This is a genomic window from Actinoplanes sp. NPDC051633 (assembly GCF_040681735.1).
Lineage (GTDB): Bacteria > Actinomycetota > Actinomycetes > Mycobacteriales > Micromonosporaceae > Actinoplanes.
The window spans coordinates 1-1,593 of the sequence record NZ_JBFAZH010001499.1; the positions used below are offsets into that span (position 1 = coordinate 1).

Consider the following 1,593-nt stretch of genomic DNA (forward strand, 5'->3'; position numbering starts at 1 on the left):
GTGCATATGTTGATTATAACTACCATCATTTTTATTAACTGTTACCTCAGTTGAACGCATAAAACCAATCAAATTTTTCGACCAGGACCAGGTCGGGCACCGTCCGCCGGACCATCCCCGCCGCGGCCGCCGCGTCCCCGGTGGTTCCGGCCACGATCGCGCGCCCCTCGCTGACCTCGGGCAGGAGAAGCTCCAGACCACTGACGAAGAGGGCATGGTCGTCCACGACGGCAACTCGGATGGTCCCCAGCATGCGGGCCGGATGCCCGATCGAGGTCCACTCATGCGTGTGATCCGCCGCCGCGACCGCATCGATCCGGCCGCGCTGATGCTGCGGACCATGTGCCACGAGCTGCGGCCGCCGATGGCGACTCTCGCGTCGCTGATCCAGGCGCTGGCCGACCAGCCGTCCGGCGAGCGCCGTGCCGAGCTGGCGGAGATGGCGGTGGCGCACGCGGCGCACGCCCGCGCCGTCCTCGAGCAGGCCTCGGCGGTCGGTGCCACCGACCACGCCCAGCCGCTGTGTCACGTCCTGCCGCTGGCCCTGGGCACGGTGCCCGCCGACGCGAGCGCCGACCTGAGGGCCGACCTGAGCCCCGCGGCGCTGGCCTGGCCGGTGCATGCCCGGCACACCCGGCAGGTGCTGATCAACCTGCTCGGCAACGCGTTCCGGCACGGCGTGCCGGGCGGCCCGGTGCGGCTGCTCGGCAACGTCCGCGGGCGCCGGCTGCGGCTCGTGGTGGCCAACGCCGGCCGGTTCAGCCGCGACCTCGGCGCCGCGCTACGGCGGCCCGATCCGCCCCCCGGCGAGAAGGGCCTCGGGCTGTGGGTCGTGCGGCAGGCCGTCGCCGCGAACGGTGGCACGGTCCGGGCGCGAGCCTGCCATCGTGGCCGGGCCGTCGAGGTCGAGGTGCGGCTGCCCGCCCTGAAATGACCCTGAGGTGGCTTGAAATGACTCTGAGGTGACCCGGACGGGCCATCGGGTGGCCCCGGGAGGTCGGCGATGCGGGCAACTTCATTGATGTGTTCAACCACGTCAAGGATCTGCAGTTCGAGGCGCGTCCGGACGGCCCCGACGCCGCGTTCGCCCGCCGTCTGCAGGAGGTGCTCGGCGGGCGCTGGGGCGAGCTCACCCTCGCGCACCAGTATCTGTTCCAGGGCTGGGGGTGCCGGCTGCCCGGGAAGTACCGCGACCTGCTGCTCGACGTGGGCACCGAGGAGCTGGCGCACGTCGAGATGATCTGCGTGATGATCGCCCGCCTGCTGCAGGACGCGCCACTGTCGGTGCAGGAGGCGGCGGCCGAGACCGACCCGGTGCTGGCCGCGGTCTACGGCGGGTCGCTGCCGGCCCAGATGATCACCGCGGGTGGTGGCCCGATGCCCGCGGACAGCTGCGGCACGCCCTGGTCCGGCGCGTACGTCACGGCCAGTGGCAACCTGCTCGCCGACTTCCACCTGAACGTCACCGCCGAGGCGCAGAGCCGGCTGCAGCTGGCCCGGCTCTTCCACATGACCGACGACCCGGTCGTCAAACAGATGCTGCGCTTCCTGCTGTCCCGGGACACCGCGCACCAGAAGTTCTGGATCCGGGCC

At 71.1% G+C, this 1,593-nt stretch carries 3 protein-coding genes and 1 pseudogene; 2 read left to right on the top strand and 2 right to left on the bottom strand.

Going from position 1 to position 1,593, the window contains the following annotated elements:
• A pseudogene (locus AB0M20_RS42485) lies at positions 1–81 on the bottom strand (replication protein); the annotation flags it as partial.
• Positions 47–253: a hypothetical protein gene (locus AB0M20_RS42490; RefSeq protein ID WP_364307081.1), complete on the bottom strand. Its 207-nt coding sequence runs from the start codon at positions 251–253 to the stop codon at positions 47–49. The gene AB0M20_RS42490 and the pseudogene AB0M20_RS42485, both read right to left, overlap by 35 nt.
• A gap of 30 nt (positions 254–283) precedes the next feature.
• Here AB0M20_RS42490 and AB0M20_RS42495 point away from each other — a divergent pair, with 30 nt between their 5' ends.
• Positions 284–934 carry an ATP-binding protein gene (locus AB0M20_RS42495; protein WP_364307078.1) on the top strand — a complete coding sequence of 217 codons (651 nt, stop codon included), beginning with the start codon at positions 284–286 and terminating at the stop codon, positions 932–934.
• An 89-nt stretch (positions 935–1,023) separates the two neighbouring features.
• The coding region (locus AB0M20_RS42500) for a manganese catalase family protein (RefSeq protein WP_364307080.1) at positions 1,024–1,593 on the top strand (570 nt) is incomplete at its 3' end.

Excerpts from the sequence above, each read along its gene's own strand:
- AB0M20_RS42490 (WP_364307081.1), bottom strand. The coding sequence starts at position 253 with ATGCTGGGGACCATCCGAGTTGCCGTCGTGGACGACCATGCCCTCTTC.
- AB0M20_RS42495 (WP_364307078.1), top strand. The coding sequence starts at position 284 with ATGCGTGTGATCCGCCGCCGCGACCGCATCGATCCGGCCGCGCTGATG.